The organism is Streptomyces sp. NPDC090499 (genome assembly GCF_044769305.1).
Lineage (GTDB): Bacteria > Actinomycetota > Actinomycetes > Streptomycetales > Streptomycetaceae > Streptomyces.
Window position 1 is genome coordinate 21,980 of the sequence record NZ_JBIVXP010000039.1, and the last position, 6,000, is coordinate 27,979.

General features: G+C 72.0%; 4 protein-coding genes and 1 pseudogene. 1 reads left to right on the plus strand and 4 read right to left on the minus strand.

Going from position 1 to position 6,000, the window contains the following annotated elements; translation table 11 throughout:
- Positions 1-165: 165 nt before the first annotated feature.
- Positions 166-2,454, minus strand: coding sequence for an MMPL family transporter (locus ACIQVL_RS50980; RefSeq protein WP_403441098.1), 2,289 nt, complete (start codon positions 2,452-2,454; stop codon positions 166-168).
- A 115-nt stretch (positions 2,455-2,569) separates the two neighbouring features.
- On the minus strand, positions 2,570-3,403 hold the full coding sequence (locus ACIQVL_RS50985; protein ID WP_403479227.1) for an SDR family oxidoreductase: 834 nt from the start codon (positions 3,401-3,403) through the stop codon (positions 2,570-2,572).
- A gap of 258 nt (positions 3,404-3,661) precedes the next feature.
- On the opposite strand from ACIQVL_RS50985, the gene ACIQVL_RS50990 reads away from it, so the two are divergent.
- Complete coding sequence (locus tag ACIQVL_RS50990) at positions 3,662-4,915, plus strand: sensor histidine kinase (RefSeq protein WP_403479228.1); 1,254 nt, start codon at positions 3,662-3,664, stop codon at positions 4,913-4,915.
- 67 nt (positions 4,916-4,982) lie between these two features.
- Here ACIQVL_RS50990 and ACIQVL_RS50995 read toward each other — a convergent pair whose 3' ends face one another.
- Both ACIQVL_RS50995 and ACIQVL_RS51000 read right to left on the minus strand, forming a co-directional pair.
- On the minus strand, positions 4,983-5,285 hold the full coding sequence (locus tag ACIQVL_RS50995) for a hypothetical protein (RefSeq protein WP_403441090.1): 303 nt from the start codon (positions 5,283-5,285) through the stop codon (positions 4,983-4,985).
- A gap of 305 nt (positions 5,286-5,590) precedes the next feature.
- Positions 5,591-5,781 (minus strand): annotated as a pseudogene (locus ACIQVL_RS51000) (Uma2 family endonuclease); the annotation flags it as partial.
- Positions 5,782-6,000 lie beyond the last annotated feature (219 nt).

The window sequence follows — 6,000 nt, forward strand, 5'->3', positions numbered from 1 at the left end:
TGCGGGACTCGGCGACCGCGAGGAAGTACGTCAGATGCCGCGGTTCCATGGCCGTCGATCTGCCTCGGCGATGGAATCCGGTCGACTGACGTGTCCGACCGGTCCGGCGGTACATGGGGCAGGCCCGCACCACCGTGGCGGTGCGGGCCTGCGGGGCCGGACGTGTCAGAGCTGGTCGTGTGCCGTGGCACTCGGAACGGGTTGCTGCGGGAGGGAAACCGGGGGCGGCGTGCGCCGGGCGAGCTTCTCCCCTTCGATGTCGACGTCCGGCAGGATGCGGTCGATCCACGGGGGAAGGGACCAGGCACGGTCGCCGAGGAGGGCGAGGGCCGCGGGCACGATGGTCAGGCGGACGACGAAGGCGTCGAAGACGACCGCGGCCGCGAGCGTGAAGCCCAGGCCCTTGAGGATGGCGTCGTGGGCGCCGATGAAGCCGGCGAACACCGAGACCATGATGAGCGCGGCGGCCGTGACGACGGTGGCGTTCTGCCGGAAGCCCACCGCGACCGCTTTACGGGCGTCGGCGCCGTGGACGTACGCCTCGCGCATGCGGGTCACCAGGAACACCTGGTAGTCCATGGCGAGCCCGAAGACGATGCCGACCATCAGGATGGGCATCAGGCTCATGATGGGGCCGGGCTGATCCAGGCCGACCAGATCCTTCAGCCAGCCCCACTGGAAGATCGCGACGAGTGCGCCCAGCGAGGCGAGCACGGACAGCAGGAAGCCGAGGGCCGCCGTGACGGGGACGAGGATCGAACGGAAGACCAGGATCAGCACGAGGAAGGCCAGGCCGACGACGACGGCCAGGTAGGGCACGATCGCCGCGGAGAACTTGTCGGCGATGTCGATGTTGATCGCGGTGGTGCCCGTCACCATGGTGCGTGCCCCGGTGTCCGCCCCGACGTCATGGCCCAGCTTGCGGATGTCGTGGACCAGGTCCTTGGTGACCTCGCTGCTCGGCCCGCTCTTGGGGACGACGGCGATGATCGCCGTGTCGCCGGCCGGGTTGAACACCGCCGGGGCCGCCGAGGCCACATCGGCCAGGCCGGGGAGGGACGCGGCCATCTTCTCCGCACCGCTGTGCGCGACGGCGGGGTTCTTGTCGTCGACGGTGACGGTGAGGGGGCCGTTGAAGCCCGGCCCGAAGGACTCCGACAGCATGTCGTACGCCTTGCGCTGGGTGGACGAGGCGGGCTGGGAGCCGTCGTCCGGCAGGCCGAGCTGCAGCTTCGCGGCCGGCAGGGCGATCACGCCGAGGCCGACCACGGCCAGGATCAGGACCTGGGCCGGCTTGCGGAGAATGCCGGAGATCCACCGCTGCTGCAGGCCGGGCCCGCCGCGCCGTCGGCCCGGCACCACCGCACTGGTCAGCCGCTGTACGAGCCCCGCCCTGACCGGGGTGGCCGCATCGGCCCGGGAAGCGGGGGGCGTGGCCGCCTTGGCGTGGATACGGCCGCCGAAGAACCCCAGGAGCGCGGGGATCAGGGTGGTGGCGACCAGGACCGCGACCGCCACCGCGAACGCGGCGCCCTGGCCCATCGCGGTCAGCGTGGACAGGTTCACCACCGCCAGACCCAACAGCGCGATGATCACGGTCAGCCCGGCGAAGACCACCGCGGACCCCGCGGTGCCGTTGGCACGGGCGGCGGCCTCCTGCGGGTCGTGGCCCTCGGCGCGCTCGGAGCGGTAGCGGGAGACGATGAACAGCGCGTAGTCGATGCCGACGGCGATCCCCAGCATGCTGCACAGGCCCGAGGTGCTGCTGGGCAGGTCGAGCGGGCCGCTGAGCGCGGAGATGCCGGCCAGGCTGATGCCCACGCCGATCAGCGCGGTCACCAGGGGCAGGCCGGCGGCGAGCAGCGAACCGAAGGTGAGGAACAGGATGACGGCGGCCAGTACGAAGCCGATCGCCTCGGACGACATGCCCTCCCCGGGGGGAGCCAGCGCGTTGCCGGACGCCTCCACCGTCAGCCCCCGGTCCCGGCCCGACTCCATGGCCCGGTCCAGGCCGGTGTGGTCGCGGGCGGTGAGGTCCTTGTCCTGGACGCTGTAGCTGACCTGCGCGTATGCGGTGGTGCCGTCCGGGCTGACGGTCTTGGCGGTGAAGGGATCACTGACCTGGGCGACGCGCGAGGAGGAGTCCTTGATCTCGGCCAGGGTCGCCTTGAGCGCCTTCTTGTTCCCGGCGCTGCCGATCTTCTCCCCGTGAGGCGCCCGTACGACGACGCGGGCGGTGGCGCCGTCGGGACCGGCGGCCGCCGGGAACTTCTGCTCCAGCAGGTCGTTGGCGCGCATGGCCTCGGTGCCGGGAATCGAGACAGTCGTGTCGGAGGCGCCGGAGCTGTTGGCGGCGCCGATGCCCACGACGCCCAGGACAAGCGCCCACAGGAGGACGACCAGCCAGCGCCGTTGGAAGGCGGACCGGCCGATGCGGTGGAGGAAAGTGGCCATGGTGGTGCGATGACTCTCTGTGTGTGTGGGCGAAGGAGAGGCGAAATGCGTTGGAGAAGTGACATGCCTTGGAGAGGCGAAATGTGCAGGAGAGGCGGAAGACAGGAGCCCGGCGTTACCGGGGAGCCGGTGGGAGGTCGGTGAGCACGGCGGTGCAGCCGCCGTCGACGAGCAGGTCGGTTCCGGTGATGAACCCGGCCGTCGCGCCGAGCAGGAATTCCGCGGCGGCGGCGATGTCCTCCGGGGTGCCCAGCCGCGGCACCGGAGCCGTGCCGAGTGCGGCGCGCATCGCCGCGCCGTGCGGGCCGGCCAGTTCGGCCTGACCCGTCGGGGTGGCGATGACACCGAGGCTGATGGTGTTGATCCGTGCCCCGCGTTCGCCCAAGGACCGGGCCGCTTCCTGGACGCGCAGCCGGCCGGCGTACTCCGCGAAGCCGTACGCCTGTCCAGGACTGGCGAAGTTCTTCTCCCGCAGCACCGGCAGCGACGGCAGCTCCCGTGCGGGGATCCGGCGCCGTTGCCGTCGCTCTTCGGCGCTGAGCGGGCGGTCGAAGAAGTGGCCGGCGCTGCCGGCGATCACCACTCCGGCCCCGCCGTCCGCCACGACCTGACCGAACTCCTCGACGACCAGAGCCACGCCGAGCAGGTCCACGGCCAGAATGGCGGACACGTCGGCCTGCGCCGGGGACAGACCTGCCGTGTGCACGACGTGGGTGACCGGGCCGAGCCCGGCCGCCCTGCGGGCCAGGGCGGCGACGGAGGCCGGGCTGGAGACATCGACCTTCTGGGCGCTGACCTGGTAGCCGGCGCGCTCCAGCCGCGTCCCCGCCGCGAGCAGGCTCTCTCCGTCCTCGTCGGCGAGCAGGACGGGCCGTCCGGTGCCGACTCTGCGGGCGACGGCCTGGCCGATGCCGCCTGCTCCGATGGCGACCAGTACACCGTGATGCATGACAGATCCTGCTTCGTCGAATGGATGCCTGTGTCCGGCAGCCCGGCGGATGCGTGCCCGTCGACGCGGGGCCCGGTGGGGTGCCGATGAGGACGTTCTGGCCGGCGGCCGGACCTCGGGGGAGGGGGCCGACCGCCGTGTTCACCATGGTTCCGCCGGGGCCGGGCACATCGCGTCAGCCGCTGGTATCCGACGTCCCGCTCTGTGTCGGTCATTCGGCCGACACCTCCGCCGGCTTTCACTCCTACGCTGAGCGGCGTGCACTGGAACCTGCCGCGCATCCCGGCCGGCCGTCGGCTGATCACGGTCAGCGGCCTGGTCGCGTTCACTCTCACCTGGGGCGTGGACCTGGCCGTCTTCGTGACCCGTCCCGCTCCGTTCGGGACCCCGGCCGGCTGGCTGCCCGTGCTCGTCACCGGTCCGCTGGCCGCCCTGGCCGCCGTCGGCCTGCCCCGCTCCGCCGCCCTGGCCGCCGTCGGCCTGCCCCGCTCCGTCGACCTGAGCCGGCGGGTCGCGGGCGTCGTCACGCTCTCGGTCGGGGTGACCGTGTGGAGCCTGGTCGCGCCGCCCGAGCCGCGGTGGTGGGGGGCCCTTGAGACGTGTGGGCTGCTCTTCCTCACCGTCCGTACCGCGGCCGACATCCGGCGGCCGGCCACCGCGGTCGCCTGCACCGTCGCCCTCGGCGTGACGATCCTCCTGCTTCCGCTGCGCGCCGGTTCGCTGGGAGCCTTCGTCGTGGGCGGCTACATCCTCACCGTCGCCCTGGCCGTCTGCGTCGCCATCGGCTGTGCGCTGCGGTCCCTGGAGGCACGCAGGGAGCGCGCGGTACGCGATGTCCGCCAGGCCGAGCGCCTTGCCCTCGCGAGGGACCTGCACGACCTGATCGCCCACCACATGACCGGGATCATCGTCCAGGCCAACGCGGCCCTGACCATCCAGACCGCGTCGCCCGACCGCGTGCCGCCCATCCTCCGCAACATCGCGCACTCCGGCACCCAGACCCTGGATTCGATGCGCCGCCTGGTACGCGTCCTGCGGGAGGACGACCACACCGCCCTGCGCAGCGGCGACCTGCTCACCGAACTGGCCGACCTCGTCTCCACGCACTCCGCCGCCGGTGGTGACGACGCCCCGTCCCGGCTCGACATCACCGCGGCGGCCCGCACGTCCCGCCTCGGTCCCGAGATCGAGATCACCGTGCAGCGCCTGGTGCAGGAAGCCCTCACCAACGTCCGCCGCCACGCGCCCGGTGCCGGGACCACCGTGCACCTGGACACGGACGGCACCGGCCTGCTGGTGACCGTCACCAACACCACGCCCGCACACCATGCCGCCGCGCCCGCCGGCGGACGTGGCGGCTTCGGGCTGCTGGGTGTGCGCGAACGCGTCGAAGCGCTCGACGGCACCTTCCGCGCGGGCCCCGTCCCGCACGGCGGCTGGCAGGTACAGGCCGTCTTCCCCCTGGCCACCACCGCAGGCGCTACCGCGGGCGGCGATCAGCCGCCGCGCTGAAGCACCGGAACCGGACCTGCCTCACCTGGGCGGGTCGACGCCGACCGCCCTCTCGGCGTGACAGGGGTCAAGGGCACCGCTCACCGTGTTTGACCACGGAGAAGTCGACGGGTGTGGTCGTCTCGTACCGGCCGGCCGCGGGGGTCTGGCCGCAGACTCTCCAGTTCTTCTGGAGGAACGGCAGCCGGTGTCTGCCCAGGGCGTCGTGGGTCACGACGGTCGTGAACCCGGCCTGCCGGGCGGTGCTCTGCGCGAGGTCCAGTGTCCGCCCCGTCGAGTCAGGCAGGACGGCCGTCTGCTTCCTGCCCTGCGCGGACAGGGCCAGGAGGGCCGCGACGACCAGAACGGTGATGACCGTCCCCTTCTTCATGACATGCTCCCGGAGTCCGCCTCGCCTCGGTGCTGGAGATACGGGGTGCCAGGGACGGCACCGTGGCGGCCACGGCGCCTGACGGACACCTCCGTCGGCGGCCTTGTGGGCCTCGGAACGAGGCACCGCCGCCGTGATCACCATGATGGCGACGATGCGGGAGCCGCAGCGTCGCCCCTGCGTACGAGTTTCACGTGATGCTGTCGGCCGTTCGACCGACAGTGACTGCGGTCTCCCCGACAGGACCGCACCTCGCCGACACCGAGTCCCCGTCAGCACACGGACGAGGACTCATGAACGATCGAGGCTTGCTCCATGAGCGCGACCGTGAGCGTGGTGACGAGGTGGCCGTGCCACCACCTCTGCGGCGACACCATGAAGACCAGCGCTCCGTCGATCGGCTCGGTGTGGCGGGGTGCCTCGGGAAGGCGGTCAAGGTCCTCCGCGAACCAGCCTTCCGCGGCGGCGGGCGCATCCGGTCGGGCAGTGCGGTCATGGCGCAACCGTGGGGACTCGAGGCTTGTATCCGCAGGGGGGAGCGAGCCCTGTTATCGGCATTCCGGTTCAACGTGTGAGTGACTGAAGTGACACGGGCGGGGGGGGGGGGGGGGGGGGGGGGGCGGCCCCCCCCCCCCCCCCCCCCCCCCCCCCCCGCGCGCGGGGGGGGCGCCCCCCCCCCCCACAAAAACAAAAAACACCCAACAAAAAAAGGGAA

Bases quoted from the DNA above. Each gene is read 5' to 3' on its own strand.
- ACIQVL_RS50980 (WP_403441098.1), bottom strand. From the start codon at position 2,454: ATGGCCACTTTCCTCCACCGCATCGGCCGGTCCGCCTTCCAACGGCGC.
- ACIQVL_RS50995 (WP_403441090.1), bottom strand. From the start codon at position 5,285: ATGAAGAAGGGGACGGTCATCACCGTTCTGGTCGTCGCGGCCCTCCTG.
- ACIQVL_RS50985 (WP_403479227.1), bottom strand. From the start codon at position 3,403: ATGCATCACGGTGTACTGGTCGCCATCGGAGCAGGCGGCATCGGCCAG.